At 70.5% G+C, this 26,351-nt stretch carries 32 protein-coding genes and 1 tRNA gene; 17 read left to right on the forward strand and 16 right to left on the reverse strand.

The genetic code is table 11. From position 1 onward, the window contains the following. Positions 1-23: 23 nt before the first annotated feature. Positions 24-857, forward strand: coding sequence for a PhzF family phenazine biosynthesis protein (locus V4F39_RS24630; RefSeq protein ID WP_332292801.1), 834 nt, complete (start codon positions 24-26; stop codon positions 855-857). Positions 858-867: 10 nt separating this feature from the next. Next, a complete protein-coding gene (locus V4F39_RS24635) occupies positions 868-1,587 on the forward strand; it encodes an alanyl-tRNA editing protein (protein WP_332292803.1) in 720 nt (239 codons plus the stop codon). Between the two features lie 7 nt (positions 1,588-1,594). Here the strand turns inward: V4F39_RS24635 and V4F39_RS24640 are convergent, their stop codons facing one another. Beyond that, positions 1,595-2,581: a septal ring lytic transglycosylase RlpA family protein gene (locus V4F39_RS24640; protein ID WP_332292804.1), complete on the reverse strand. Its 987-nt coding sequence runs from the start codon at positions 2,579-2,581 to the stop codon at positions 1,595-1,597. A 57-nt stretch (positions 2,582-2,638) separates the two neighbouring features. Continuing rightward, positions 2,639-2,714 (reverse strand) — tRNA-Arg (locus V4F39_RS24645). 150 nt (positions 2,715-2,864) lie between these two features. On the opposite strand from V4F39_RS24645, the gene V4F39_RS24650 reads away from it, so the two are divergent. Continuing rightward, positions 2,865-3,449, forward strand: coding sequence for a c-type cytochrome (locus V4F39_RS24650; RefSeq protein ID WP_332292806.1), 585 nt, complete (start codon positions 2,865-2,867; stop codon positions 3,447-3,449). Positions 3,450-3,518: 69 nt separating this feature from the next. On the opposite strand, the gene V4F39_RS24655 is transcribed toward V4F39_RS24650, so the two are convergent. The 7 genes from V4F39_RS24655 to V4F39_RS24685 are packed head-to-tail and all read right to left on the reverse strand — an operon-like array spanning position 3,519 to position 8,046. After that, a complete protein-coding gene (locus V4F39_RS24655) occupies positions 3,519-4,049 on the reverse strand; it encodes a DUF2946 family protein (RefSeq protein ID WP_332292807.1) in 531 nt (176 codons plus the stop codon). A 14-nt stretch (positions 4,050-4,063) separates the two neighbouring features. Further along, a complete protein-coding gene (locus tag V4F39_RS24660) occupies positions 4,064-5,032 on the reverse strand; it encodes a YheT family hydrolase (RefSeq protein ID WP_332292808.1) in 969 nt (322 codons plus the stop codon). Between the two features lie 29 nt (positions 5,033-5,061). Beyond that, positions 5,062-5,511, reverse strand: coding sequence for a YybH family protein (locus V4F39_RS24665; RefSeq protein ID WP_332292809.1), 450 nt, complete (start codon positions 5,509-5,511; stop codon positions 5,062-5,064). A 9-nt stretch (positions 5,512-5,520) separates the two neighbouring features. Further along, the gene (purU, locus tag V4F39_RS24670; protein ID WP_332292810.1) at positions 5,521-6,405 is read right to left on the reverse strand and encodes a formyltetrahydrofolate deformylase; all 885 of its coding nucleotides are present in this window, start codon (positions 6,403-6,405) and stop codon (positions 5,521-5,523) included. A 39-nt stretch (positions 6,406-6,444) separates the two neighbouring features. Further along, a complete protein-coding gene (locus V4F39_RS24675; RefSeq protein WP_332292811.1) occupies positions 6,445-6,648 on the reverse strand; it encodes a zinc-finger domain-containing protein in 204 nt (67 codons plus the stop codon). 13 nt (positions 6,649-6,661) lie between these two features. Beyond that, positions 6,662-7,588 (reverse strand): branched-chain amino acid transaminase, encoded by a 927-nt coding sequence (locus V4F39_RS24680; protein WP_332292813.1) that lies wholly within the window; start codon positions 7,586-7,588, stop codon positions 6,662-6,664. 56 nt (positions 7,589-7,644) lie between these two features. Continuing rightward, entirely contained in the window at positions 7,645-8,046 is a 402-nt protein-coding gene (locus V4F39_RS24685) for a hypothetical protein (RefSeq protein WP_332292814.1), read from the reverse strand. Between the two features lie 154 nt (positions 8,047-8,200). On the opposite strand from V4F39_RS24685, the gene V4F39_RS24690 reads away from it, so the two are divergent. After that, positions 8,201-8,797: a discoidin domain-containing protein gene (locus V4F39_RS24690; protein WP_332292815.1), complete on the forward strand. Its 597-nt coding sequence runs from the start codon at positions 8,201-8,203 to the stop codon at positions 8,795-8,797. Between the two features lie 54 nt (positions 8,798-8,851). Here V4F39_RS24690 and radA read toward each other — a convergent pair whose 3' ends face one another. After that, positions 8,852-10,216, reverse strand: a complete 1,365-nt coding sequence (gene radA, locus V4F39_RS24695; protein WP_332292816.1) for a DNA repair protein RadA — start codon at positions 10,214-10,216, stop codon at positions 8,852-8,854. Between the two features lie 60 nt (positions 10,217-10,276). On the opposite strand from radA, the gene V4F39_RS24700 reads away from it, so the two are divergent. After that, the gene (locus tag V4F39_RS24700) at positions 10,277-10,903 is read left to right on the forward strand and encodes a LysE family transporter (RefSeq protein WP_332292817.1); all 627 of its coding nucleotides are present in this window, start codon (positions 10,277-10,279) and stop codon (positions 10,901-10,903) included. A 27-nt stretch (positions 10,904-10,930) separates the two neighbouring features. Here V4F39_RS24700 and arfB read toward each other — a convergent pair whose 3' ends face one another. The 4 genes from arfB to alr all read right to left on the reverse strand — a co-directional run bounded on the left by arfB (position 10,931) and on the right by alr (position 13,313). Beyond that, the gene (gene arfB, locus V4F39_RS24705) at positions 10,931-11,332 is read right to left on the reverse strand and encodes an alternative ribosome rescue aminoacyl-tRNA hydrolase ArfB (RefSeq protein ID WP_332292818.1); all 402 of its coding nucleotides are present in this window, start codon (positions 11,330-11,332) and stop codon (positions 10,931-10,933) included. A 19-nt stretch (positions 11,333-11,351) separates the two neighbouring features. Then, positions 11,352-11,864, reverse strand: a complete 513-nt coding sequence (locus V4F39_RS24710) for an acyl-CoA thioesterase (RefSeq protein ID WP_332292819.1) — start codon at positions 11,862-11,864, stop codon at positions 11,352-11,354. Between the two features lie 21 nt (positions 11,865-11,885). Further along, entirely contained in the window at positions 11,886-12,131 is a 246-nt protein-coding gene (locus V4F39_RS24715) for a GlsB/YeaQ/YmgE family stress response membrane protein (RefSeq protein WP_332292820.1), read from the reverse strand. An 84-nt stretch (positions 12,132-12,215) separates the two neighbouring features. Further along, positions 12,216-13,313 carry an alanine racemase gene (alr, locus tag V4F39_RS24720; RefSeq protein WP_332292821.1) on the reverse strand — a complete coding sequence of 366 codons (1,098 nt, stop codon included), beginning with the start codon at positions 13,311-13,313 and terminating at the stop codon, positions 12,216-12,218. A 112-nt stretch (positions 13,314-13,425) separates the two neighbouring features. Here alr and lplT point away from each other — a divergent pair, with 112 nt between their 5' ends. From lplT to V4F39_RS24745, 5 genes are all read left to right on the forward strand, one after another. Continuing rightward, positions 13,426-14,703, forward strand: coding sequence for a lysophospholipid transporter LplT (gene lplT / locus V4F39_RS24725; protein ID WP_332292822.1), 1,278 nt, complete (start codon positions 13,426-13,428; stop codon positions 14,701-14,703). After that, complete coding sequence (locus V4F39_RS24730; protein ID WP_332292823.1) at positions 14,700-15,596, forward strand: DMT family transporter; 897 nt, start codon at positions 14,700-14,702, stop codon at positions 15,594-15,596. The genes lplT and V4F39_RS24730 overlap by 4 nt, the downstream gene beginning before the upstream one ends. Before the next feature lie 91 nt (positions 15,597-15,687). Next, the gene (locus V4F39_RS24735) at positions 15,688-16,176 is read left to right on the forward strand and encodes a glutathione peroxidase (protein ID WP_332292825.1); all 489 of its coding nucleotides are present in this window, start codon (positions 15,688-15,690) and stop codon (positions 16,174-16,176) included. 23 nt (positions 16,177-16,199) lie between these two features. Continuing rightward, positions 16,200-17,393, forward strand: coding sequence for an amino acid aminotransferase (locus tag V4F39_RS24740; RefSeq protein WP_332292826.1), 1,194 nt, complete (start codon positions 16,200-16,202; stop codon positions 17,391-17,393). 26 nt (positions 17,394-17,419) lie between these two features. Beyond that, a complete protein-coding gene (locus V4F39_RS24745; RefSeq protein ID WP_332292828.1) occupies positions 17,420-17,821 on the forward strand; it encodes a VOC family protein in 402 nt (133 codons plus the stop codon). Here V4F39_RS24745 and V4F39_RS24750 read toward each other — a convergent pair. Next, entirely contained in the window at positions 17,810-18,778 is a 969-nt protein-coding gene (locus V4F39_RS24750; protein ID WP_332292829.1) for a LysR family transcriptional regulator, read from the reverse strand. The two genes, V4F39_RS24745 and V4F39_RS24750, sit on opposite strands and share 12 nt — an antisense overlap. A gap of 106 nt (positions 18,779-18,884) precedes the next feature. On the opposite strand from V4F39_RS24750, the gene V4F39_RS24755 reads away from it, so the two are divergent. From V4F39_RS24755 to V4F39_RS24785, 7 genes are all read left to right on the forward strand, one after another. Continuing rightward, positions 18,885-19,100, forward strand: coding sequence for a hypothetical protein (locus V4F39_RS24755; protein ID WP_332292830.1), 216 nt, complete (start codon positions 18,885-18,887; stop codon positions 19,098-19,100). Between the two features lie 55 nt (positions 19,101-19,155). Then, a complete protein-coding gene (locus tag V4F39_RS24760) occupies positions 19,156-19,398 on the forward strand; it encodes a hypothetical protein (RefSeq protein ID WP_332292832.1) in 243 nt (80 codons plus the stop codon). 189 nt (positions 19,399-19,587) lie between these two features. Further along, positions 19,588-20,544, forward strand: coding sequence for an ABC transporter permease (locus V4F39_RS24765; protein ID WP_332292833.1), 957 nt, complete (start codon positions 19,588-19,590; stop codon positions 20,542-20,544). Then, on the forward strand, positions 20,541-21,365 hold the full coding sequence (locus V4F39_RS24770; protein WP_332292834.1) for an ABC transporter permease: 825 nt from the start codon (positions 20,541-20,543) through the stop codon (positions 21,363-21,365). Before V4F39_RS24765 ends, V4F39_RS24770 begins: the two co-directional genes overlap by 4 nt. A gap of 18 nt (positions 21,366-21,383) precedes the next feature. Beyond that, a complete protein-coding gene (locus tag V4F39_RS24775; RefSeq protein WP_332292835.1) occupies positions 21,384-21,905 on the forward strand; it encodes a class IV adenylate cyclase in 522 nt (173 codons plus the stop codon). Further along, positions 21,902-22,921 (forward strand): ABC transporter ATP-binding protein, encoded by a 1,020-nt coding sequence (locus tag V4F39_RS24780; protein ID WP_332292836.1) that lies wholly within the window; start codon positions 21,902-21,904, stop codon positions 22,919-22,921. The genes V4F39_RS24775 and V4F39_RS24780 overlap by 4 nt, the downstream gene beginning before the upstream one ends. Beyond that, positions 22,918-23,700 (forward strand): ATP-binding cassette domain-containing protein, encoded by a 783-nt coding sequence (locus V4F39_RS24785; RefSeq protein ID WP_332292838.1) that lies wholly within the window; start codon positions 22,918-22,920, stop codon positions 23,698-23,700. The genes V4F39_RS24780 and V4F39_RS24785 overlap by 4 nt, the downstream gene beginning before the upstream one ends. Here V4F39_RS24785 and V4F39_RS24790 read toward each other — a convergent pair. After that, a complete protein-coding gene (locus V4F39_RS24790; RefSeq protein ID WP_332292945.1) occupies positions 23,645-26,131 on the reverse strand; it encodes a bifunctional diguanylate cyclase/phosphodiesterase in 2,487 nt (828 codons plus the stop codon). The two genes, V4F39_RS24785 and V4F39_RS24790, sit on opposite strands and share 56 nt — an antisense overlap. Between the last annotated feature and the right edge of the window lie 220 nt (positions 26,132-26,351).

The following is a 26,351-nucleotide window of genomic DNA, read 5'->3' on the forward strand; positions in this document are numbered from 1 at the left end:
CACGCGGTGCGGAGGGCAGTCCAGTGAGTACCGCCCGTCGCTTCACGCAATTGGACGTCTTCACCGCGCAGGCGCTGCGCGGCAATCCGCTGGCGGTGGTGCACGACGCGCAGGGCCTGTCGGACGATGAGATGGCCGCCTTCGCGCGCTGGACCAACCTCTCGGAAACCACGTTCCTGTTGCCGCCGACCGACCCCGGGGCCGACTACCGCGTGCGCATCTTCACCCCGGGCGGCGAACTGCCGTTTGCCGGCCACCCGACGCTGGGCAGTTGCCGCGCTTGGCTGCAGGCCGGCGGCCGGCCGCGCGGCGAGCACGTCGTGCAGCAATGCGGGGTGGGGCTGGTGCGTGTGCGGCGCGACGGTGAGCGCCTCGCTTTCGCGGCCCCGCCGCGGCGCCGCACGGGCCCGCTGCCGGCCGACGTGCTGGCCACCATCGCCGCGGGGCTGCGGATCCCGGCCTCGGACATCGTCCACCACGAGTGGTGCGACAACGGTCCCGGCTGGTCCGCGGTCATGCTGCGGTCGGCGGCGCAGGTGCTGTCGCTGAAGCCGGACTGGCCGGCGCTGGGCGACCTGAAGCTCGGCGTCGTCGGCCCCCATGCACCGGGGCAGGACGCGCAGTTCGAGCTGCGTGCCTTCATCACCGGCGGCAACTACGAAGACCCGGTCACGGGCAGCCTGAACGCGGGCGTGGCGCAATGGATGATCGGCGCGGGGCTGGCACCGGCGCGCTACGTCGCCGCGCAAGGCACGGCGATGGGTCGGGCAGGGCGCGTGTTCGTCGAGCACGACGGCGCCGACGTGTGGGTGGGCGGCCATGTCGCTGCGTGCATCGACGGGCAGGTTCGCCTGTAGCGGCGGCGGCATGGCGACCGACGAACTGTTCCGCGAGGACGCCGCCCTCGCCGAATGCGATGCGGTGGTCGTCGCGCTGGGCGACGGCGGCCTCGTGCTCGACCGCACGGTCTTCTACCCGCAAGGCGGCGGCCAGGCGGGCGACCGCGGCGTGCTGCGGCTCGCCGATGGCCGCGAGCTGCATGTGGCCGATACGCGCAAGGGCGACGCTGGCGCCGTGCTGCACGTGCCGGCGCCGGGGCAGGAGGCGCTGCTGGCGGCGCTGTCGCCCGGCCAGGCCGTGCGGGCGCTCATCGACCCCGTCCGCCGGCAGCGCCACCGGTGCTTCCACACGGCGACGCACCTGCTGTGCGCGCTCGTGCCGCATCCGGTGGACGGCTGCTCGATCACGGCCGATTCGGCGCGGCTGGACTTCCACATGACCGATCCGCTCGACAAGGACGGGCTGAACGCCGGTCTCGCGCGCCTGGTGGCCGAGGCCCATGGCGTGCGCCATCGCTGGATCGGCGAGGACGAGCTCGACGCCAACCCCGGCCTGGTGCGCAGCATGAGCGTTCAGCCCCCGCGCGGGCAGGGCCGCGTGCGCTTGGTCGAGATCGACGGCGTCGACCTGCAGCCCTGCGGCGGCACGCACGTGGCCAACACCGCCGACATCGGCGCCGTGTTCGTGAGCAAGATCGAGAAGAAGTCGGCGAGGACCCGGCGGGTGACGCTGGGCCTCGCGGACTGAAGCGGCGTCAGCGCCGCTGCACGATGACCGGCGACAGCCGCAGCGCTTCGCGCAACCGCTGGGCCACCTGGTTGGCTTCTTCGCGCCGCTCGTAGGGGCCGGCCTGCAGCCGGTGCAAGACGCCCTCCTTGAAGATGGCCAGCAGCGGCGACAGCGCTTCCATCTCGAGGGCCGCCCGGCGCTGGAGGTCCACTGCGCCCTCGTGGGCGCGGAAGGCGCCCAGCTGCACCCAGAAGCCCACCGCACCCGGCACGGCGGCGCGGGCCGATTCGGCGGCGGCCAGCGTGGGCCCGTGCACAGCCGCAGCGGACACCGGTTCCACCGTGGCCTGAGCGGGCGCGGGCGCGGCGTCGCCGATGGCGGCCACGGGATCGGTTGCGTCTGCATCGCGCCGCCAGCTGCCGGCACGGATCTCGTCGTGTGTCAGCCGCTCGATGTGTACGGGCGCCACCCCCCGCAGCACGCCGAGCTTCAGGGCCGCCGTATAGCTGAGGTCGATCGCGCGGCGGCCATGGAAGGGGCCGCGGTCGTTCACGCGCACGATCACCTCTTTGCCGTTGGCCGGGTTGCGCACGCGTGCATAGCTGGGGATCGGCAGCGTCGGGTGCGCGGCCGTCATCGCGTACATGTTGTAGATCTCGCCGCTGGCCGTCGGCCTTCCGTGGAACTTGCGGCCGTACCACGACGCCAGCCCGCGCTGCGTGAACGGCTGGTCGGTCGACACCGGCACGTAGCCGCGACCGAAGACCTCGTACGGCTTGTTGGGGCCGCCGGTGCGGATCGCCTCGACCCGCGGCTCGGCGTCGGGCACGTCCAGCAGCCCTGGCGGCGGCTGGGCCTCGGGGCCGTCCTTGTCGGGCCAATCGGCCACGGGGCTGTCGGCGGCAGGGGCTTGGGTGGGGCGAGGACCGCTGGCGCAGCCTGCCATCACGAGCGCTGCAGCCAGCGTGAACCCCAGCAGGCGGCAAGGAGCGCAGGGGCGGAGGCGGTTCATGCCGCGATTGTCGATCAAGGGGTCAGTGAGGCCTTGACCTTCCCACCCCGGCAGGGGTGGCGCGCCCGGCTGGGATCGAACCAGCGACCCTTGGCTTCGGAGGCCAATACTCTATCCACTGAGCTACGGGCGCAAAGACGCGGAGTGTAGCCGTTCCTGGAGGCTGTGCTGCTCATGGCGCGTGCACGAACCCCACGTTCGGCCGCTGCGATGCTGACCCTTATAATCCCTGGGTTCTGCGTGCCCGGCACGCACTCGATCCGCTGCCGCTACCGAGGACTGCATGAGCGACGCACACAAGCCCGTCATCAACGACCCGCACGACATGCCGCACGAAGGCCCCATCAAGACACCCAAGCAATTGGTCTGGGCCGTGGTCTTTGCCTTCGTCATTCCCATCGTCGCGATCGTGCTGCTCGTGACCTACGTGACGGGCTTCAACAAGCCGGGCGCCGGCACGGATGTCCTGGCGGCGGAAGCCGTCGCGCGCCGCATCCAGCCGGTGGGCACGATCGAGATCAGGGATCTCACCGACGTCGCCGCAATGAAGACCGGTGAGCAGGTCTACACCGCACAGTGCGCGGCCTGCCATGGCACGGGCGCGGCCGGTGCGCCGAAGTTCGGTGACGCGGGCGCATGGAGCGCGCGCATTGCCGCGGGCTATGCGGCGCTGCTGAAGGCGGCTGTCGAAGGCAAAGGCAACATGGGCCCGCAAGGCGGCGGTGACTTCACCGATTTCGAGATCGGCCGCGCGGTGGTCTACATGGCCAACCACGCGGGTGGCAATCTGCCTGAACCGAAGATGGCGGCCGCGGCCGGCGGTGCGGCGGCTTCCGACGCCGATGCCGCTTCGGCGCCCGCCAAGTAGAAGCAAGGCGCTCTATCCCGCGGCGTATGCCGCGCGCAAGGCGCAAGGGGCTGACCTGTCGACGGACGGTCAGCCCTTTTGTTTGTTGCGCAGCGGGCTCGCAGTGAAACCGAAGCGCTGCTGCATGTCGGTCCACGGCAGGTCGTCGACGCGCCAGGCGCCCGTGGCGACCTGGTTCGAGGCCGTTTCCATGTCGAGCGTGTGCACGAGGCCGAAGCCGATGTCGGTATCGACGAAGAGGCGGCCGGACTCGTCGAGCCACGCGCTACGGAACGATGCCGGGCGACCGGTGTGGCTGTGCAGCCCACCCGCTGCATCGACGCGCCAGACCCACGGCGCCGCTTCCAACTCGACATAGACCCGCTGCGGGCCATTCTGGAAGAACCAGCAGCCGTCACCGTCATGCTCGTAGTTGCGGCCGATGAAGGCGAGGAGCTTCTCGTGCTCGATGCGGCTGCCCTTGGGCAGCGGGAACGGCCCGGCGGCCTGCACGGACTCGTCGCGCAGGTACCAGTCGCCGCGAGCATCGAGGCCCAGCCAGCCGTGGCAATGCGGAACGTTCGGCCACTTCTGCAAGGCCTGCCTGACGATGTCGTCCATGTGCCGATGGTGCCTCAGCGCCGATCGAGCAGCCACCGCAGCACTGCTTGCGGAAGGGCCATCACATGGCTGCGCAGCCCGCCTCCCGGAAAGCCGACGTGGCCGCCGTGCGCCGGCTGCCACAACGTGACCTCACGGCCTACTTCATGCGCTCGCGGCAGGCTGGCGGCAGGAACGAACGGGTCGTTGAGGGCATTGACGACCAGCGCCGGGACCTGGATGCACGCGAGGTGCGGCTTCGCGGAGGCGCGGCGCCAGTAGTCCTCCACGCCGCGGAAGCCGTGCACCGGTGCGGTGAAGGCGTCGTCGAAGGCGTAGAGGTCGGCCGCCGCGAGCAGCCGCTCGCGGTCGAAGAGCCCGGGGTACTGGCGCAGCTTGGACAGCGCCTTGGGCTTCATCGTCTGCAGGAACATCCGCGTGTAGACGAGGCGATTGAAACCGCGGCCGATCGCGTGGCCGCCGGCGGCCAGGTCGAGCGGCGCCGACACCGCGGCAACTGCCCGCACGGTACCGGCCGCGCTGCTGCCGGCTTCCTCCGCCCACCGAAGCAGCGCGTTGCCGCCCAGCGACACACCGACCGCCAGCAACCGCTGGCCCGCGCGCTCGCGCATGCGCTGCAGTATCCAGCCGATCTCCTCGTGGTCGCCCGAGTGGTACGCACGGGGCGCGAGGTTGATCTCGCCGGAGCAGCCGCGGAAATGAGGCACGGCGAACGACAGGCCGGCCTGCCGCGCCACGTGCGCGAAGGCCTCGGCGTAATGGCTGCGCGAAGTGCCTTCCAGCCCGTGGAACAGCACGAGCCAGCCGGCCTGCGGATCGGCTGCGGGCTGGAAGTCCACGTCGATGAAGTCGCCGTCGGGCGTGGTCCATCGTTCGCGGAGGTAGTCCGGGGGGGCCCCTTCGTAGCGCCGGCCGACGAGCGCGGCCACGATGGTCTGCGCGTTGCCGCCAAGCAGCCACGGCGGGGCACGGTAGTCCTGCATGCGGAGCGGCCGCGCGATGCGCCCGGCGGTCAGTGGATCGTGGCGGGGTTGTCGCCCAGTTCCGGCATGTCGTGCGGCAGGCCCGGGCTCGCGTGGTGGGCGGCAAGCCGCCAGCCCAGCGCGGTCTTCAGGTAGACGTTGGTGGCGATGGCCCACGCGGTCTGTATGCCTTCGGCGGTGACGATGTCCACGCGCTCCATCACGCTGTGCACCGCGCATTCGCCAGCCTGGATGCGGCGCACCCGCACGGGTTGCACCGCTACCGCGCCGTTGCCGAAGATCGATTCGAACGAGGCGCGGATCGCCGCCGTGCCCATCGCCCGGGCCCCGCTGGGGTGCACGCAGACGATCTCGTCGTCATCCGACCACACGGCCATCAGGCGTTCGAGGTCGCCCTGCTGCAGCGCCTCGTAGAACTGGGCCTCGGTGTCGTCGGCAGATGCCAGCAGCACCGCGGGGGGCGTCTTGGGGATGGCCATGCCGCAGGGTCAGCGGAAGACCACGGTCTTGTGGCCGTTGGGCAGCACGCGCCGCTCGATGTGCCACCGCACCGCCCGGGCCAGCACCACGCATTCGACGTCGCGGCCGACCGCGGTGAGGTCGTCGGCTGACAGCGAGTGGTCGACCCGCTCCACGTCCTGCTCGATGATCGGGCCCTCGTCCAGGTCCGCCGTCACGTAGTGGGCCGTGGCACCGATGAGCTTGACGCCGCGCGCATGCGCCTGTGCGTAGGGTTTGGCGCCCTTGAAGCTCGGCAGGAAGCTGTGGTGGATGTTGATCGCGCGGCCGGCCAGGACCTGGCAGAACTCCGGGCTGAGGATCTGCATATAGCGTGCGAGCACGACGAGGTCGATCTGCTCCCGGTCGATCAGCGCCTCCACCTGCTGTTCCTGGCGGCGCTTGTCGGCCGCATCGCTGCCGGCCGGCAGTGGCAGGTGGTGGAACGGCACCCCGTAGCTCGCCGCCAGATCGGCGAAATCGGGGTGGTTGGAGACGATCGCGGGAATGTCGACGTCGAGCTGGCCGCTCTTCCATCGGAAGAGCAGGTCGTTCAGGCAATGCCCCTGCTTGCTCACCATCAGCAACACCCGCGGGCGCTGCCCGAGTGCATGGAGCCGGGCATCCATGCCGAACTGGACACGCACATGCTGGAGCATGCGGTCCAGCGTGGCCACGTCGGACAGCTGCGGCGGCGCCTCGAAGTGCACGCGCATGAAGAACAGCCCCGTGGCGTCCTCGCCGGTCAGGTCACCGAACTGCTGGGAATCGATGATGTTGCAGCCGGCCTGGTAGAGCAGGCCCGACACGGCATGGACGATGCCCTTCGTGTCGCGGCAGGAGAGGGTGAGGACGAACTGGTCTTGGCGCGGCATGGCAATGGCGGAAGGACCTGGCGACGGCGAAGGGCTCGCTCAGTGCCCGTGGAGCACCGTGCCCGGTGCGAGCTTGTAAAGGGTGCCGCAGTACGGACACTTGCCCTCCCCGGTGGTGGCGACGTCGATGAAGACGCGGGGATGGCCGCTCCACAGCGTCATCTTCGGGTTGGGGCAGAAGACCACGCCCGGGCCGTGCACGTCCTGGGCGGTTACTTCCACGGCGGTGGCGGTGTCGGTCACGTTGTGGCTCCTGTCAGACCTTGGTCAGCCATTCGGCGTACTTCGGGTTGCGGCCGTTGACGATGTCGAAGAACGCCGACTGGATCTTCTCGGTGACCGGGCCGCGCGAGCCGATGCCGATCTCGATGCGGTCGAGCTCGCGGATCGGCGTCACTTCGGCGGCGGTGCCGGTGAAGAAGGCCTCGTCGGCGATATAGACCTCGTCGCGTGTGATGCGCTTTTCGACGAGCTTCAGGCCCAGGTCCTGGCAGATCGCGAAGATGGTGTTGCGCGTGATGCCGTTGAGTGCGCCGGCCGAGAGGTCGGGCGTATACAGCACGTTGTTCTTCACGATGAAGACGTTCTCGCCCGCGCCTTCGCTGACGAAGCCCGACGCGTCGAGCAGCAGCGCCTCGTCGTAGCCGTCTTCCGTCGCTTCCATGTTGGCGAGGATCGAGTTGCTGTAGTTGCTCACCGCCTTGGCCTGCGTCATCGTGATGTTGACGTGGTGGCGCGTATAGCTGCTGGTCTTCACGCGGATGCCGCGCTTCAGGCCTTCCTCGCCCAGGTAGGCGCCCCAGGGCCAGGCCGCCACCATCAGGTGGATGGTGTTGCCCTTGGGGCTGACGCCCAGCTTCTCGGAGCCGATCCAGGTCAGCGGGCGCAGGTAGCAGCTCTCGAGCTTGTTGACGCGCACGACTTCCTTTTGCGCCTCGCACACTTGCTCGAAGCTGTAGGGGATCTTCATCCGCAGGATCTTGGCGCTGTTGAACAGGCGCTCGGTGTGCTCGCGCAGGCGGAAGATGGCCGTGCCGCCCGCGGTGTTGTAGGCCCGCACGCCCTCGAATGCACCGCAGCCGTAGTGCAGGGTGTGGCTCAGGACATGGACCTTGGCATCGCGCCATTCAACGAGTTCGCCGTCGATCCAGATCTTGCCGTCGCGGTCGTGCATGGAGGACATGGGATCACCTTTTCGCAATACGCGTCATGCGCCTGCATGCCGCAAAGCCGGTGATTTTAGGGGGCGGCGTCGCCCGTGCCGCCGGCACCGGGTCGTTGCAGTGTCCACTGCCGGAGGCGGCCTTGATCGAAGCTGAGGTCCACGGCATCTCCGCCGGCATCCGTCCAGCGCCAGATCTCCGGGGCCTCGCTCAGTTGCTGTCCCAGACTCCGTGTCATCGTCACCACGTCGAGCATGCGCATGCCCGCCCGCAGCTTCGTGCTCATCATCAACGCGCTTTTGACATGACCCACCGGCGACTGCGCCGCCGTGCGCATGACCCGCATGGCGCGGCTGAACTGCAGCACGAGCCAGAACGACACCACGGTCACGCCAAGGATCACACCCTGCCAGCCGTAGGAAACGTATCCGACCACCATGGCAAGGGCCGCGAGGGCCCATCCAAGCCAGGAGTTCATGGCGCTGCACTCCGGAGGCGGGGCGCCGGAAAGGAACTGAGAACTGTCACAAGTCGCAGATTGTAGTGCTGGAAACAACGTCCGGCCCCCTGCACAGGGGGCCGGACCGGGGCAGCTTGCCCGTAACATCGCGAAACCAATCAGGAGAGGTCTCATGAAGATTCGCCATTTGCTGCTCGCGGGCGTCGCGATCGTCGCGGTGGGCAGTGCAAACGCCGCCACCAACGTTGCCCTTGGTAAGGCCACGTCGTCCTCTTCGATCTATGACGACCGGTTCGTGTCCGGCAACGTGGTCGACGGCAACATCATCGATTCCGACAGCCCCTTCGGCTACTGGCTCTCCGGTGAAGGTGGTGTGGCCGGCGAATGGGTGCAGGTCGATCTGGGCGGGCAGTTCTCGATCGACAGCTTCTCGCTGTTCAACACGCACAACCGCGACTGGCAAGACCGTGGCATCCAGGGCTTCACGCTGTCGGTCTCCGCGGACGGCACGGCCTTCACCGATGTCGCCTCCACCAGCTTCACGAACGCGCAATGGCTCGACCAGACCGCGCTGAGCATCGATCCCGCCAGCACCGTCCTCGGCCGCTACGTCCGTGTGACGGCCAACTCCTGCTTCGGCTGCAGCGGCGTCGGTCTGGCTGAGCTGCAGGTGTATGGCGTCAGCGCCGTGCCGGAACCCGGAACCTATGCGCTGATGGCGCTGGGGCTGGCTGCATTGGGCATGGTCGCCCGCCGTCGCCAAGCCTGAGCGCGACTCGGTCCGCATCACCGTCAAAGCCCGCTCCGGCGGGCTTTTTCACGTTCACGTCAGTTGGCGCACGGTGTCGATGGCCTGCTCGATGCGCTCGACGGCATGGATCTGCAGCCCTTCGATGGCCTTCTTCGGCAGGTTGGCCTTGGGCACGACGGCCACGCTGAAGCCGAGCTTGGCCGCCTCCCTCAGCCGTTCCTGTCCACGCGGCGCAGGCCGCACTTCGCCTGCCAGGCCGACTTCGCCGAAAGCGATGAAACCACGCGGCAAGGGCTTGCCGCGCAGGCTGCCCTGGATCGCGAGCAGCACCGCCAGGTCCGCAGCCGGCTCGCTGATGCGCACCCCGCCCACGGCGTTGACGAACACGTCCTGATCGGCACATGCCACGCCTGCATGGCGATGGAGCACCGCCAGCAGCATCGCGAGCCGATCGCGATCCAGGCCGACCGATAGCCTTCGCGGGCTCGGCCCCCCGCTGTCGACCAGGGCCTGAATCTCCACCAGCATCGGCCGCGTGCCTTCCAGCGTGACCAGCACGCAGGCGCCCGGCACCGGATCACCATGCGTGGAGAGGAAGATGGCGCTGGGGTTCGTCACGCCCTTGAGTCCCCGCTCCGTCATGGCAAAAACGCCGATCTCGTTGACCGCACCAAAACGGTTCTTGATGGCACGCACCAGCCGGAAGCTGGAATGTGTGTCGCCTTCGAAATACAGCACCGTGTCGACGATGTGCTCTAGCACGCGTGGGCCGGCCAGCGCGCCCTCCTTGGTGACGTGGCCGACCAGCACCATCGTGCAGCCGCCCATCTTCGCGGTGCGGGTGAGCTGCGCCGCGCATTCGCGCACCTGCGCCACCGAGCCGGGCGCTGAACTGAGTTGTTCCGAGTACAGCGTCTGGATCGAGTCGATCACGCAGAAGGCCGGCTGCTCGGCCTCGATCGTGGCAAGGATGCGTTCGAGCTGGATTTCGGCCAGCACGCGCACCTGTTTTCCTTCGAGCCCCAGCCGGCGGGCGCGCAGCGCGATCTGCGCCCCGCTTTCCTCGCCGGTGACGTAGAGCACCTTCATCTGCGCAGACAGCGCATCCACCGCCTGCAGCAGCAGCGTGCTCTTGCCGATGCCGGGGTCGCCGCCGATCAGCACCACGCCGCCCGCGACGATGCCCCCGCCCAGTACGCGGTCAAGTTCTTCCTGCCCGGTGGGCGTGCGGGCCACGTCCGCCGCGTCGATGTCGGCCAGCGTGGCCACGGGCTGGCTGCGCGCCAGGGCCTGGAAGCGGTTCTTTCCGGCCGGCGTCGCCTCGGCGATGGATTCCTCCAGGGTGTTCCAGGCGCCGCAGTGGGGGCACTTGCCCAGCCACTTGGGGCTGGTGCCGCCGCAGTCGCGGCAGGTGTAGATCGACTTGTCCTTGGCCATGCGCCCGATTGTCGGGGTCGGGCACACTGTGGGCCCTGCTCACGGGGCACATTCCCACTCATGGAACTCTCTGTCTGGCTCACTTTCGTGGCGGCTGCGTTCGCCATCAGCCTGTCGCCCGGGACCGCGGCGATCGCCGCGATGAGCACCGGCTCGCAAGTCGGGTTGGCCCGCGGCTGGAGATTGCTGCCGGGGTTGGCGCTCGGCATCACCACCCAGATGGCGATCGTCGCGCTGGGCCTGGGCGCGCTGATCATCGCGTCGAGCCTGGCTTTCCAGGTCGTCAAATGGCTGGGGGTGGGCTACCTGGCGTGGCTGGGATGGCAGCAGTGGCGTGCGCCGGCCAAGGCCCTGGACGAGGCGGCCACGCGCGCCGGGCCCGGCGCGCGTGGCCTGCTGATGCGCGGCTGGATGATCAACGCGCTGAACCCCAAGGGCACCGTCTTCATGCTGGCGGTGGTGCCGCAGTTCCTGGATCTGGCGCGGCCCCTGCCGTTGCAGTACCTCGCCATCACCGCCACGCTGTGCGTGAGCGAGATGATCGTCATGGCCGGCTACATGGCGGTGGCTGCACGTGTGCTGGGCATGCTGCGTTCGCCGAAGCAGGTGGGATGGATGAACCGCACGTTCGGCGCGCTGTTCATGGCCGCGGCGGCGCTGCTGGCGACTTTCAAGCGCGCGGCCTGACAGACCTCGCCCGGCGGCGGCGCCTGTTCAGTCCATCGCGCGCCGGCCGGCCTTGACCTGGCTGTGCAGGCGCTTGCTGTCCAGGCGCCGGAGCTGCGAGCCGCGGGTGGGCCGCGTCGCACGGCGCACCCGCGGGAGGTCCGCCACGCTGTCGACCAGCGCTTGCAGCCGGGCCATCGCGTCCGCCCGGTTCATCTCGAGGCTGCGGTGCGCCTGCGCCTTGATGACGACCACGCCGTCGCGGGTGATGCGCGTGTCGCGCAGTGCCAGCAGGCGGTGCTTGATGTCGTCGGGCAACGAGGACCCGCGCACCTCGAAGCGCAGGTGCACCGCGTTCGACACCTTGTTGACGTTCTGCCCGCCCGCGCCCTGCGCGCGGATGGCCGTCCAGGTGACTTCGTGCGGCGCGACGGTGGCCGCCGGTTTCATGGCGACGGGCCTCTGCGCGTCAATAGGGGGTTGTGGCCGGCGCCACGGGGGCGGGGGCCGCGAGCACGTCGCGTTGCCGCTGCTCCATCTCCTGGCGCAACTGCCGCCGTACCAGCGCCGCGGCATGGCGGCGCTTCTCGTCCGGGGTGAACGGCCGCAGCGGCGCCACCGGCACGGGCTTGCGGTCGTCGTCGACCGCCACCATCGTGAAGAAGCAGCTGTTGACGTGCCGCACGACCTGCGTGCGGATGTCCTCGGCGATCACCTTGATGCCGATCTCCATCGACGAGGTGCCGGTGTAGTTGACGCTGGCCAGGAAGGTGACCAGCTCGCCGACGTGGATCGGCTGCCGGAAGGTGACCTGGTCGACGCTCAGCGTCACCACGTAGCGCGTCGCATAGCGGCTCGCGCAGGCGTAGGCCACTTGGTCGAGCAGCTTGAGGATGGTGCCCCCATGCACGTTGCCTGCGAAGTTGGCGGTGTCGGGGGTCATCAGCACCGTCATCGTCAGCTGGTGGGCCGGCAGGTCCATGGGGGTACTCCTGGGAACGGTTTACTTGGAACGGATTTTCTCGACGACGAACAGCAGGACCACCGCGCCCAGCACCGACGCGATCCAGCCGGCACCCTGGCCGGCCTGGTACCAGCCCATCGATTGTCCGACGAAGCCAGCAAGGAACGAGCCGGCGATGCCGAGCACGCAGGTGAGGATCCAGCCCAGTTTCTGGTCGCCCGGCATCACGAGCCGCGCAAGCGCGCCCACGATGAGGCCGACGACGATGGTTCCGATGATGCCCATGGGCTGCTCCTGAAGAAGGGTGGAAGGCCGCGGACGTTAGCAGGGGCGGTGCGGTGGCGCCGAGAACCCCGTCGTCGGGGCGCTTCAGTCCGCGACTTCTACCGGCACCCGTGGCGCCAGTGCACACATCAGCTCGTAGCCCAGCGTCCCGCCGGCCCGGGCCACCTCGTCGATCGGCAGCACCGCGCCATTGCCGGCGCGGCCCCACAACGTGACCTCGGAGCCGACGCCGGCGTGAGGCACGGGCCCCAGGTCGACCGCGAGCATGTCCATCGACACGCGCCCCAGCGTGCGCGTGCGGATGCCATCCACCAGGACCGGCGTGCCGGTGTCGCAGACGCGCGGATAGCCGTCGGCGTAGCCGCACGCCACCACACCGACGCGCATCGGGGCCTCGGCGGTGAAACGGCTGCCGTAGCCGACGTGCTCGCCCGCCGCGAGCGCCTGCACCGCGATCAGCCGCGAGCGCAGCGACATCGTGGGCTGCAGGTGCCAGTGGGCGGCGTCGTGCGCCGGGAAGTCGGGGCTGCTGCCATAGGCCAGGATGCCGGGGCGCACCCAGTCGGCGCGCACGGCCGGGTCTCTCCCGTAGCGCAGCACGGCCGCGCTGTTGGCCAGGCTGCGCTCGCCCGGCAGATCCCGTGTCGCGGCCTCGAACGCCGCCACCTGGTGCGCGATGCCCCGTTCGCCGTCGGCGTCCGAGAAGTGCGTCATCAGCGAGATCTCGTCGACCTGCGGCAGGGCGTTCAACCGCGCCCAGGCCGTGCGGAACGCGTCGGCGCGAAAACCCAGGCGATTCATGCCGGTGTTCATTTTGAGGAACACACGGTGCGGTTTGTGAGTCTTGTGTGCAGCCAGCCAGTCAATCTGCTCCACGCAGTGCACCCCATGCCAAAGATCCAGACGAGAGCACAACTCCAGATCCCGCGGCTCGAACACCCCTTCGAGCAGGAGGACCGGTCCGCGCCAGCCCAGGCCGCGGACCCGTTCGGCCTCCGCCAGGTCGAGCAGCGCAAAACCGTCGGCGCCCCGCAGTCCTGCGAAGGCTCGCTCGATCCCGTGCCCGTAGGCATTGGCCTTGACCACCGCCCACACGCGGGCATCGGGCGCCGCTTGGCGGGCGCGGCGCAGGTTGTGAGCAAGGGCTTCGGTATGGATCAAGGCCTGGATCGGGCGGGGCATGTGGGGATTCTGCCTTCGTCATGTGGCAAAAGCCGCGTGCTATAAACCCGGCGCCTTGAGTGGAGACCTCTTTGGAAGCCTGTCGACGAGTCGGGCGACACCAGCGTCGCGAATGAAAAAAGGCTTCTACACCATCATGTCAGCGCAGTTCTTCAGCTCGCTGGCAGACAACGCCTTGCTGGTGGCGGCGATCGAGTTGCTCAAGTCGACCGGTGCGCCGCCCTGGCAGGTGCCGGCGTTGACGCCGATGTTCGCGCTCTTCTACGTGGTGCTTGCGCCGTTCGTGGGGGCGTTCGCGGATGCCGTCCCCAAGGGCAAGGTCATGTTCTTCTCGAACGCGATCAAGGTCCTGGGCTGCCTGTTCATGCTGTTCGGCGGCCATCCGCTGCTGGCATACGCCATCGTCGGCCTCGGCGCCGCCGCCTATTCGCCCGCCAAGTACGGGATCCTGACCGAGCTGCTGCCGCCTTCGCAGCTGGTCAAGGCCAATGGCTGGATCGAGGGCCTGACCATCGCCTCCGTCATCCTGGGCATCGTGCTCGGCGGGCAGCTCGTCGGGCCCCATGTCTCGGCGATGCTGCTCGGCTTCGATCTGCCGGGCGTCGACACCGGGATCGACACGGCCGCCGAGGCAGCCATCGCGTCGATGATCCTGCTGTACGTGATCGCGGCCATCTTCAACCTCTTCATCCCCCGTACCGACGCGCCGCTGCAGCCGATCGCCCACGGCCCCGTCGGGCTCGTGCGCGATTTCTCGCACTGCAACGCCAGGCTGTGGTCCGACAAGCTCGGCCAGATCTCGCTGGCCACGACCACGATGTTCTGGGGCGTCGGCGGCAACTTGCGTGTCATCGTCTTCGCCTGGGCCGCCGCGGCGCTGGGCTACAGCACCACGCAGGCCTCCACGCTGGGCGGGGTGGTGGCGATCGGCACGGCGGTCGGCGCGGTGGTCGCCTCCGTGGTCATGCGGCTCGACCGCGCGACCAGCGTGATCCCGCTCGGCATCGCCATGGGCGTGCTGATCATCTGCCTCAACTTCGTCGGGCATGTGTGGCTGGCCGTGCCCTTCCTCGTGGTGCTGGGCGCGTTGGGGGGCTACCTGGTGGTGCCGATGAACGCGCTGCTGCAGCACCGCGGGCACAACCTGATGGGGGCGGGCCGGTCGATCGCCGTGCAGAACTTCAACGAGCAGGCCTGCATCCTCGGCCTGGGTGCGTTCTACACGGGGATGACGAAGTTCGGCCTGTCGGCCTTCGGTGCCATCGCAGCCTTCGGCCTGGTCGTGATGTGCACGATGGAGATCATCCGCCGCTGGCATCGCCGCAACCTCGTCCACCACCGCGACGAGGTCGAGCGCCTGCTCGCCATCGCCCGCAGCGACCACTCGTGACACCGGCCGCCCGCGCTGCCGGCCCGGCAGCGCCGGTGTTGGCCCTGACCTTCAACGCCTTCGTCTGGGGCGTGTCGTGGTGGCCGTTCCGCCAGTTCGAGGCGGCCGGCCTGCACCCGCTGTGGGCGACCGCCACCATCTACACCCTCGTGCTGGCGGTGCTGACGCTGTGGCGCCGCGGCGTCTGGACCACGCTGCTGCGCACGCCCTCGCTGTGGGTCCTGGTGCTGGCGTCGGGCACCACCAATGCCGCGTTCAACTGGGGCGTGACGGTCGGCGACGTCGTGCGCGTCGTGCTGTTGTTCTACCTGATGCCCCTGTGGGCGCTGCTGCTGGCGCGGCTGCTGCTGGGCGAGCGGCTGTCGGCGCTGGCGCTGCTGCGCATCGGCCTGGCCTTGGCGGGGGCGGCGGTCGTGCTGTGGCCGGCCGGCGGGGGCTGGCCCTGGCCGCGCACGCTGGCAGAGGTGCTGGGGGTGGTGGGCGGTTTCACGTTCGCCCTCAACAACGTCTGGCTTCGGCACGAGGCGCACCGGCCGGACGCCGCACGCGCCACGGCGATGTTCCTCGGCGGCGCGCTGGTGGCGGCCGTCGCCGCGGGGCTGCTCACCCTGGCGGGCGACGTCCGGACCCCCCCTGCCCCGGCGGCTGGCTGGACGGCCGGCGTCGTCGCGATGGCGGGCCTCTTCGTTTGCGCGAACCTCGCCTTGCAGTACGGTGCGGCGCGGCTGCGTGCGAGCGTGACGGCGGTCGTCATGCTGGTGGAGGTGGTCTTCGCCGCCGCCTCCGCCGCGGCCCTCGGCGCCGGGGTGCTCGATGCACGGCTGGTGCTCGGCGGCGCGCTGATCGTGGCAGCGGCGCTGCTCTCGACGAAGGATCGCGGCGCAGCGGGGTGAGCGGGCGGGCTCCGTCGGGGCGCGCCGAGCGCACCGGTTGGGCGCTGCACGCGATTAGGATCGCAGGCCCGCGCCAGCCCAGGAGCCCTCCATGACGAACCCCAGCGCCTTCGATTTCCAGGCGGAAGCCATCGATGGCCAGCCCGTCGCGCTCGACGCCTACCGCGGCCAGGTGCTGCTGATCGTCAACACCGCCAGCCGATGCGGCTTCACGCCGCAATTCGCCGGGCTGCAGGCCCTGTGGCAAGCGTACGGCCCGCGGGGCCTGGTGGTGCTCGGCTTCCCGAGCAACGAGTTCGGCGGCCAGGATCCCGGCAGCAACGGCGAGATCGCCTCCTTCTGCAGCACGAACTATGGCGTCGACTTCCCGATGATGGCCAAGATCGAGGTCAACGGCGGCGGCGCGCACCCGCTGTATCGCTGGCTTACCGCCGAGGCGCCGGGCATCCTGGGTACCAAGGCGATCAAGTGGAACTTCACCAAGTTCCTGGTGGGCCGGGACGGCCAGGTGATCCGCCGCTACGCGCCCACCGACGCCCCGGACGCGTTGAAGAAAGACATCGAGGCGGCGCTCGGATAATCGCCAGCCTCTTGGAGAACCCCATGTTCCGACACATCGAACCCTACGCCGGCGACCCGATCCTCAGCCTGAACGAGGCTTTCCAGAGCGATCCGCGGTCCCACAAGGCCAACCTGTCGATCGGCATCTACTTCGACGACGCCGGCCGCATCCCGGTGCTGGGCTGCGTGAAGGAGGCCGAAGCGCAACTGCTGGCCGAGAGCGGAGCCAAGTCGTACCTGCCGATGGAGGGGCTGGCGGCCTGCCGCACCGCCGTGCAGCAGCTGCTGTTTGGGGCGGATCACGAGGCCGTGACCAGCGGCCGCATCGCCACGCTGCAGACCGTGGGCTCCAGCGGAGGCCTGAAGGTCGGCGGCGACTTCATCAAGCGCTGGCTGCCCGGCGTGCAGGTGTGGGTGAGCGATCCCACCTGGGACAACCACCGCGCGATGTTCGAAGGCTGCGGCCTGACGGTGAACACCTACCCGTACTACGACCCGGCCACCGGCGGCGTGAAGTTCGGCGCCATGCTCGACACGCTGCGCGGCCTGCCGCGCGGCAGCATCGTGCTGCTGCACGCCTGCTGCCACAACCCGACGGGCGTCGACCTCACCCGGGCGCAGTGGGAAGAGCTGATCCCGGTGCTGAAGGCCGGCGGCCTGCTGCCCTACCTCGACATCGCCTACCAGGGCTATGGCGACGGCATCGCCGAGGACGCTTTCGCGGTGCGCGCGCTGGCCAGCGCGGGGCTGTCGTTCTTCGTCGCCAACTCGTTCTCGAAGAGCATGAGCCTCTACGGTGAACGCGCTGGCGCCTTGAGCGTGGTGTGCGAAGACGCGGCCGAGGCCCAGCTGGTGCTGGGCCAGATGAAGGCCACCGTGCGCCGCAACTACTCGAGCCCGCCGCTGCACCCGGGGGCCGTGGTCGCACGCGTGCTGACCGACCCGAAGCTGCGGGCCGACTGGGAGGCCGACGTGGCCGCGATGCGCGAGCGCATCCTCGCGATGCGCAAGGGCCTGCATGCGGTGCTGTCGGCCAAGCTGCCGGGCCGCAACTTCGACTACTTCCTGACCCAGCGCGGCATGTTCAGCTACACCGGCCTGTCGGCCGAGCAGGTCGACCGGCTGCGCGAGGAGCATGCGGTGTACCTGGTGCGCTCGGGCCGCATCTGCGTGGCCGGGCTGTCCACCCGCAACGTCGACGCCGTCGCCAGCGCGATGGCGGCCGTCATGGCCTGACGACGGCACCTCCACGGGAGCGGACGATGAGCGAGAGCATCCTGTCGCATGTGTCGCTGGGCACCAACCGGTTCGACGAAGCGGCCGCGTTCTACGACCGCGTGCTGGGCGCGCTCGGCATCGGCCGCGTGATGGCGCATCCCGGGGCGGTGGCCTATGGCCGCACCTTTCCCGAGTTCTGGCTGCAGACGCCGATCGACGGCCAGCCCGCGGCCACCGGGAACGGCACGCACGTGGGATTCCTTGCGGGCAGCGAGGCCGAGGTGGATGCGTTTTATGCCGCCGCCCTGGCCGCCGGCGGCCGCGGCGACGGGCCTCCCGGCCCCCGGCCCCACTATGGCGAGCCGTACTACGGCTGCTTCGTGCGCGATCTCGACGGCCACAAGGTCGAGGCGATGGTCTGGCGGGGCGGCCCCTCAGCGGCCTGAACCGTCCGACGGGCCGCGCCCGCAGGCTTCCATCACCAGTCCGCGCAGCCAGCGGTGGCCCGGCTGCTCATCGTGGCGGGAATGCCACAGCATTTCGACGTGCACGCCGCCCATGGCCAGCTCGGCCGGCAGCGGCCGGGTCACCAAGCGCTCCTGGTGGCCGGTTGCGCGCATGAAGGAGGTCGGCAACACCGTCAGCAGGTCCGAGTCGGCCACGACCTGGCCGGCGGTGAAAAACTGGTTGACCGTCAACGCCACCCGGCGCTGCCGGCCGAGCGCGGCCAGCGCGGCATCGATCGTGCCGTGCGCCCGCCCCGACAGGCTCACCGACAGGTGCTGCGCGGCGCAGAAGCCGTCGAGCGTCAGCTCGCCATCGGCCAGCGGGTGGCCCACGCGCATCACGCACTGGTATTCGCTCTCGTACAGGCGCTCGCGGCGGATCGCTGAATCCAGCCCCTGCCGCAGGATCGCCATCACCGCCGTCGGGAAGTAGCCGATCGCGACGTCGGCTTCGTTGTTTTCGAGCAACTTACGCGGGTCGCGCGTGGTGAGCGGCAGCACCTGCAGGTTGGCCAGGGCCTGCAGCTTTTCCAGCCGAGACACCATGCCCGGCAGCAGGATCACCGCCGTGGCGTCGGCCATCATCAGCAGGAAATTCGCGGCGTCCGTGCGCGGATCGAAGCTGCTCGGCGCGATGGCCCGCTCCAGCTGGGCCAGCGCCGTGCGCACGCTCGGCCACAACGCCTCCGCCTTGGGCGTGGGCACCACGCCGAAGGCGGTGCGTGTCAGCAGCTCGTCGCCGACCAGGGTGCGCAGGCGCTTCAGCGCATGGCTCACGGCCGATTGCGACAGCGCGAGGTTGTGGGCCGCCCGCGTCAGGTTGCGCTCGTTCATGACGGCGTCGAACACCCGAAGCAGGTTCAGGTCGAGGTGGCGGAAATTGAGGGCGGCGTTCATGTCATGAATGCCATCGATATCTCATGTGCGGTGAATTCACTTTAAAGTTGCTAGGGTAAACCCGATACTACGTAGCATCCACATAGACATCAGCCAAGGAGCCGCTATGTCCCACACCACTGCCACCCTGTCCGTCAAGCCCGCCGTCCCGGCCAAGGCACCGTTCGGTGCATGGCTGCGCAAAGCCGGTGCTGGCGTCTGGCAAGCGCTTGAATCTGCTGGGCAGCGCCGTGCCGAACGCGAACTGGCCCAGTTCGCCGCGCTGCACGCCAGCCAGTTTCCCGAACTCGCCTCGTACGCCCGCAAGCATCGCGCTGGCTGACCGACCCGAGCCCCCTTTTCCGCCCACCGCCTTCGTGGCGACACAGGATTTCATCATGAGCACGTCCGCTACCGTCTTTGTTCCCCGTCACCAGCCGGCCCCCCGCGGCGCCAAGCTGGTCGCGCTGATCTTCAACACCTTCGCCAACATCGCCGCGCGCCGCCGCGCCGCGAAGCAGGCCGAGGTCCTCGCCGTCGAGGCCGAGGAAGTCCGCCGCTATGCCCGTGGCGTCGCCCGCCAGGACCCGGGCTTCGCGGCCGACCTGTTCGCCGCGGCCGACCGCCACATCGAGCGTTGATCGCGCCTGGCCGGCGCGGGCCGGTGCGATCGTCGTCCTGACCATCGCATCGCCGCGGCCGGCCCACGCCGCGCCCATGCGTCGCGGCACCCCTGCTTTCGGGCATCATCGCCGGCAGCCCATGAGTTGCCTGTCCCGATCGCCCCGCTGTCCGCAGAGTTCCCGCCCGTTGGCCGGCGGGCCACGCGCGTGACGCTGTTCCTCGTCCGGCGCCTGGCCGTGCTGGCGCTGACGCTGGGGTTGGCGTCGCTGGCGGTCTTCGCGGTGCTCGAACTGCTGCCTGGCAACGCCGCCCAGCTCATGCTCGGCGCCACGGCCACCCCCGAGGCGGTGGCGGCGCTGGAGGCCCGGCTCGGTCTCGACCGGCCCCCCGCCGCGCGCTATGCCGATTGGGTGCTCGGCCTGCTGCAAGGCCGCACCGGCATCAGCCACTTCTACGACACGCCGTCTTCCGAACTGATCGCCGAGCGGCTGGCGGTGAGCCTGCCGCTCGCCGTGATCGCGATGGCGCTCACCGCCGCCGCGCTGGCGATGGGCGTGTACGCCGCATCCCGGCATCGGCGGGCGGGCGACATCGGCATGATGGCCGTCAGCCAGATCGGCCTGTCGATCCCCAATTTCTGGCTCGCGATCCTGCTGATCCTGCTCTTCGCCGTGAAGCTGCAGTGGGTGGGGGCTGGAGGCTTTCCCGGATGGCGCGAAGCCGACGGCGGCGGCCTGCGGGCGGGCCTCGCGGCGCTGCTGCTGCCCGCCGTCGCACTGGCCGCGGTGCAGGCGGCGATCCTGGCGCGCGTCACCCGCTCCGCGGTGCTCGAGGCGATGCACGAGGACTTCGTGCGCACCGCGCGCGCCAAGGGCCTGTCGCGGCGGGCGGTGCTCTGGCGGCACGTGCTGCGCAACGCGATGATCCCCGTGCTGACCGTGATGGGTCTGCAGTTCGCGAACCTGCTGACCGGCACCATCGTGGTCGAGAACGTCTTCGTGCTGCCGGGCATCGGTCGCCTGGTGTTCCAGGCCATCGCCAACCGGGACCTGCCGCTGGTGCGCGACGTGGTGATGCTGCTGGCGGCCGCGGTGGTGCTGGTGAACTTCGCCGTCGACCTGCTGTACGCCCTCGTCGATCCCCGGCTGAGGGTGCGTGCATGAACCGCGCGATGCGCCACCCCAGCTTCGTCGCCGGCGGCCTGCTCGTGCTGCTGCTGGCCGCCTGCGCGCTGCTGTCGCTGGCGTGGTCGCCCTATCCGCCGGCCGAGATCGACATCCCCAACAAGCTCGCGCCGCCCAGCGCCGCGCATTGGCTGGGCACCGACAGCCTGGGCCGCGACATCGCCTCGCAGCTCTGGGTCGGCGCGCAGAACAGCATCGTCGTCGGCGTCGTCGCGGTGGGCATCGGCCTGCTGGTCGGCGGCGCGCTGGGGGCCTTGGCCGCGGCGCGGCCGGGGTGGATCGACGACGTGGTGATGCGGTTCGCCGACTTCAGCTTCGCGTTCCCGGCGCTGCTCTCGGCCATCATGCTGACGGCGATCTACGGCCCCGGGCTGTTGACCAGCATCGTCGCGATCGGCCTGTTCAACATCCCGGTGTTCGCGCGCATCACGCGCGGCGCGGCGCGCGGCGTCTGGACGCGCGACTACGTGCTCGCCGCCCGCATGGCCGGCAAGGGCGGCTGGCGCATCACGCTCGACCACGTGCTGCCCAACATCGCCGCCGTGCTGATCGTGCAGGCGACGATCCAGTTCGCCATCGCCATCCTGGCCGAGGCGGCGCTGAGCTACCTGGGCCTGGGCACGCAGCCTCCGCAGCCCAGCTGGGGCCGCATGCTGAATGAGGCGCAGACCCAGCTCTTCCAGGCGCCGATGCTCGCCGTCTACCCCGGCGCGGCGATCGCGCTCAGCGTGCTGGGCCTCAACCTGCTGGGCGATGGCCTGCGCGACCTGCTCGACCCGCGGCTGGCCCGCGACCGCTGACGACACCCCGCTGACAGCATGGCCCGCAACATCGAGATCAAGGCCCGTATCGCCAGCGTGCAGGCGCTGCTGCCGCGCGCCCAGGCGCTGGCCGATTCCCCCGAGCCGGTCGTGATCGACCAGGACGACACGTTCTTTGCGTGCGCCGCGGGCAGGCTCAAGCTGCGCCAGTTCACGCCGAACGCCGGGGAACTGATCCACTACCACCGCGCCGACGTGGCGGGGCCGAAGCTCTCCGACTACGTGCGCGTTCCGACGGCCGAGCCGGCGCTGCTGCGCGAGGCGCTGCGGCGCGCCCACGGCGAGGCCGGACGGGTGCGCAAGCGGCGGCTGCTGCTGACGGCGGGCGCCACGCGCATCCACCTGGACGCCGTCGAAGGCCTGGGCGACTTCCTCGAACTGGAAGTCGTGCTGCGCGACGACGAGGCGCCGGGCGACGGGGAGGCCGTCGCCCGGGCGCTGCTGCGGGGCCTCGGGATCGCCGATGCCCAGCTGCTGCAAGGGGCGTATGTCGATCTGCTGCGTGCGGGGGCCGCGTGACGCAGGACGCCGCGCCTCACCCGCTGCTCGACGTGCAGGACCTGCGCGTCACCCTGCCGACGGCGCAGGGGCCGGTGGACGCCGTGCGCGGCGTGTCGTTCGTGCTGCAGCGCGGGCAGGCCCTGGGGCTGGTCGGCGAGTCCGGCTGCGGCAAGTCGCTGACCGCGCTGGCGCTGATGGGGCTGCTGCCCGAGCGCGCCGCCCTGGCCGGGGCCGTCCGGCTCGACGGCAGGGACCTGCTCACGCTGGACGACGCCGCGATGTGCCGCGTGCGTGGCGCCCGCATCGGCATGGTGTTCCAGGAGCCGATGACGGCGCTGAACCCGCTGCACCCGATCGGCCGCCAGATCGCCGAGCCGCTGCGCTTGCACCGGGGCCTGGGCGCGGCGGCGGCCCGTGCGGAGGCGCTGCGCCTGATGGAGCGTGTGCAGCTGCCGCAGGCGGCCCGCCGGCTCGATGCCTACCCGCACCAGCTGTCCGGTGGTCAGCGGCAGCGGGTGGTCATCGCCATCGCGCTGGCTTGCGGGCCGGACCTGCTGATCGCCGACGAGCCCACCACCGCGCTCGACGCGACGATCCAGCGCGAGGTGCTGGCCCTGATCGCCGCGCTCGTCGCCGAGGAGGGCATGGCCCTGCTGCTGATCAGCCACGACCTCGGCGTGATGGCGGCCAGCGTGCAGCGGCTGATGGTGATGTACGGCGGCACGGTGGTGGAGGAGGGCCCGGCCGAGGCGCTGTTCGCCGCGCGGGCGCATCCCTACACCCGCGGTCTCTTCGAGGCCCGTCCGCGCCTGGGCCTGCGCAACGGCGCCGACCGCCGGACGCTGCGGCTGCCGGCACTGCCGGGGCGCGTGCCGGAGCTGCACCGGCTGCCGCCCGGCTGCCCCTTCAGCGATCGCTGCGCCTGGGCGATCGGGAATTGCAGCCGCGGCCTGCCGGCGCTGGAGGCGGTCGGTGCCCACCATGCGGCACGCTGCATCCGGCTCGACCACGTGGCGCGGGAAGCGCCGGCATGACACCGTTGCTCGCGGTCGAAGACCTGGTCAGGCACTACCGGCTGCCGCGCGAGCGGCTGCTGGCGCCGGCGCCCGTGCTGCACGCGCTCGACGGGGTGAGCTTCACGCTGGAGGCCGGCCGCACGCTGGGCATCGTCGGCGAGAGCGGGTCGGGCAAGAGCACGCTGGCGCGCCTGGTGATGGCGCTGGAGCCGCCGACCGCCGGCCGCGTGCTGCTCCAGGGGCAGGATCTGCAGGCGCTGCCGCCTGCGGCGCTGCGCCGCGCCCGCGCGCAGTTCCAGATGGTGTTCCAGGACCCGTACGGCTCGCTCGACCCCCGGCAGACGGTGGCGCGCATCGTCGGCGAGCCGCTGGAGGCGCTGCCGGGCGCCGGGCGGGCCGAGCGCCGCGAGCGGGCCGCCGAAATGCTCGACGCCGTCGGCCTGCGCACCGCCGACCTGGACAAGTACCCGCACGAGTTCAGCGGCGGCCAGCGCCAGCGCATCGCCATCGCGCGGGCGCTGGTCACCCGGCCCCGGCTCATCGTGGCCGACGAGCCCGTCAGCGCGCTTGACGTGTCGGTGCAGGCCCAGGTGCTGAACCTGATGCAGGACCTGCAGCAGCGCTACGGCCTGGCCTACCTCTTCGTCAGCCACGACCTCGCGGTCGTTGACCTGGTGTGCGACGAGGTCGCGGTGATGCACCAGGGCCGCATCGTCGAGCAGGGGTCTCCCGACCGGCTGTTCACCCGCCCCGGCCATCCCTACACGCAGCGCCTGCTGGCGTCGGTGCTGCGCTGAAGCGCTCGCGGGCGCGTTCGACCACCCCCTGCAGCGGCTCCGGCCGGTGCACGCCGTAGCCCTGCGCGAAGTCGATGCCGATGCTGCGCAGCTCGGCCAGGACGGCGTCGTTCTCGACGAACTCGGCGATGGTCTTCACGCCGACGACGCCGGCCACTTCGTGGAAGCAGCGCACCGCGGCGCGGTCGAGCGGGTCGTCGAGCACGTCGCGCACGAACTGGCCGTCGATCTTCAGGTAGTCTACCGGCAGCGTCTTGAGGTAGCCGAAGGAGGACGCGCCGGCGCCGAAGTCGTCCAGCGCGATGCGCGCGCCCAGCGCACGCACGGTGTCGATGAAGGCCGTGGCATCGGCCAGCGAGGTGATCGCCGCGGTCTCGGTGATCTCGAAGCACAGCCGCCGCACGTCGAACGGGAACTGCTGCACCAGGGCCGCCACGTGCGCATGGAACGCGCGGTCGCCGATCGACTGCCCGGACAGGTTGATCGCCACCGTCTCCACATGGCCCAGCGCGGCGTCGTGGGCGGCCATCCACTCGAACACGCGGCGTACCACCCACCGGTCGATGCGGGAGGCGAGGTGGAAGCGCTCGGCCGCGGGCAGGAAGGCTCCCGGCGCCACCAGCGTGCCGTCGGCCTCCCTCAGCCGCAGCAGCACCTCGATGTGCAGGCCGTGCGAGGGCTCGGCGATCGGCTCGATGCACTGCGCGAAGAGGTCGAAGCGGTCCTCGTCCAGGGCCTGCTCGATGCGGCTCGCCCACTGCATCTCGCCGCGGCGCAGCTGCAGCGTCTGGTCGCTCTCGACCCAGGCGTGCACCCGGTTGCGCCCCGCCTCCTTGGCGGCGTAGCAGGCGCTGTCCGCGGCCTGCAGCAGCGCGCCCGTGTGGGGCCAGCGCCAGTCCACCGGCACCAGCCCGATGCTCGTGCCCACTCGGAACTTGCGGCCCTCGTGCACGAAGCGGAAGCCTTCCATCCGGTCGCAGATCGTCTGCGCGACGCGCTGCGCCTGGGCCGCGGTGCAGTGCTCGAGGATCACGCCGAACTCGTCGCCGCCCAGCCGGGCCAGCGTGTCGCGGTTGCGCACGCAGCCCTGCAGCACGGTGGTGAGCTGGCGCAGCAGCTGGTCGCCCACCGCATGGCCGCAGGCGTCGTTGACCAGCTTGAACTGGTCGAGGTCGATGTACATCAGCGCGTGGTCGCTGCGGTGCTGGCGCGCGGTGTCGAGCACGCCGCGCAGGCGGGCCTCGAACTCGGTCCGGTTGACCAGGCCGGTCAGGTCGTCGTGCTTGGCGCGGTGGCTCATCTCGCGGGTGAGGCGGCGCTGCTGCGTCACGTCGCGGAACACCAGGACGACGCCCAGCACCTCGCCGCCATCCCGGCGGATCGGCGCGGCCGAGGCCTCCACGCCGTACTCCGCGCCCCCGGCGGTCCGCAGCAGCGCCCGCTGCGCCGGCGCCACGACACGCGCCTGCGCCAGGCAGCGGCCCACGAGGTCTTCGACCGGCTCGCCGCTGTCCTCGTCCACCAGGCTGAACACGCGGTCGAGCGGCGACCCCTGCGCGGCCGCGCTCGTGCAGGCGGTGACACGTTCGGCCACCGGGTTGAGCCAGCGCACGCGGCCCTGGTGGTCGGTGGTGATCACGGCGTCGCCGATCGACGCGAGGGTCACGCGCAGCAGCTCGTGCTCCTCGGCCAGCGCGTCTTCCGCGCGCCTGCGGTCGGTGACGTCCCGGCCCACCGAATGGATGGCGTTGACGCGGCCGCTTTCGTCGAGCAGCGCGCGGTTGGTCCAGCTCACCCAGCGCATCTCGCCGCCGGCGGCGATGATGCGGTTCTCGAACTCGCCGGTGCCGCCGCCCCGGCACAGCTGCGTCAGGTGCGCGCGCAGCGCCTCGCGGTCCTGCGGGCCCACGCGGTCGTAGAGGCTGGTGCCGACGAGCGCCGCTGCCGCGAGCCCCACGTGGCGCGCATACGCCGGGTTGACCATCGTCAGCGTGCCATCGGGCTCGGCGAGCAGCAGCAGCTCGGTCTGGTCCTCGACGAAGGCGCGGTAGCGCGACTCCGATTCGGCCAGCGCCACCAGCGTGCGCAGGCGCTCGGTGGTGTCGTCGATGAGGATGAAGAAGCCGTCGAGCGCTCCGTCCTCGCGGCGGTGCGGCACCAGCTCGACGCTGATGTCGCGGAAGCCGCCGTGCGGGTGGGGGCGGCGGCCCGTGTAGCTGGCGGGCCGGCCGTCCAGCACGCTGTCGACGCAGTCGCGGTGCCGGGCCCACGCATCGGGGCCCATGGCGTCGGGCAGGCGGCGGCCGATCATCTGGGACGGCGCGAGCCCGCCGTACCACTCGCGAAGGCGAGGGTTCGCGTGGCGGCAGCGCAGTTCCGCGTCCCAGAACGAGACGGGCATGGGCAACTCGTCTAGCAGGCGGGCGAGCATCGCCGGCGCCGGGTCGGTGCCGGGGGGAAGGGGGGGCGCGGCGGGGAGGGTCACGGTCCTGCGGGCATGGGCGGGGCGCGGTACGGCCGTCCCTGACCGGGCATCGACCGAAGGCCGCAGCGGCTGCAGCCGGGCGCGGCCGGGCGGGCCGCAAAGTGCGGCGTTTTGCACGGTTTTCGGACCGACCGTGCGCCTGTGGCAGCATGCGGCCCGTGCCGGC

The sequence above is a fragment of the Aquincola agrisoli genome, from assembly GCF_036621135.1.
In the GTDB taxonomy this organism is placed as follows: domain Bacteria; phylum Pseudomonadota; class Gammaproteobacteria; order Burkholderiales; family Burkholderiaceae_C; genus Aquincola; species Aquincola agrisoli.